General features: G+C 45.2%; 1 pseudogene. It reads left to right on the forward strand.

Annotated elements, in window-relative coordinates:
• Positions 1-127 precede the first annotated feature (127 nt).
• Positions 128-252, forward strand: a pseudogene (locus PSI06_RS21850) (Tn3 family transposase); the annotation flags it as partial.

Consider the following 252-nt stretch of genomic DNA (forward strand, 5'->3'; position numbering starts at 1 on the left):
TGAAGGACGTTTAGATAGCGTACTCGACATTTAAAAATTTAAGCTGACACAGAATTTTGAACGCCCTCTGTGTTGGTTATAAAATAGGCTTAAGGTTCATTTCGAGGGGATGGGCACAAAACCCCTACTTGCGCTGAAGAAACCCATCAGGACGGGGGTCATCGAAACGGGATGGCAGGATATCAGGCGTATTGTCCTGTCACTTCAGACAAAACGAACAACACAGGCAATACTGGTGAGAAAACTGTCTGG

Source organism: Pseudoalteromonas sp. GABNS16E, assembly GCF_028598715.1.
GTDB classification, from domain to species: Bacteria; Pseudomonadota; Gammaproteobacteria; order Enterobacterales; family Alteromonadaceae; genus Pseudoalteromonas; species Pseudoalteromonas atlantica.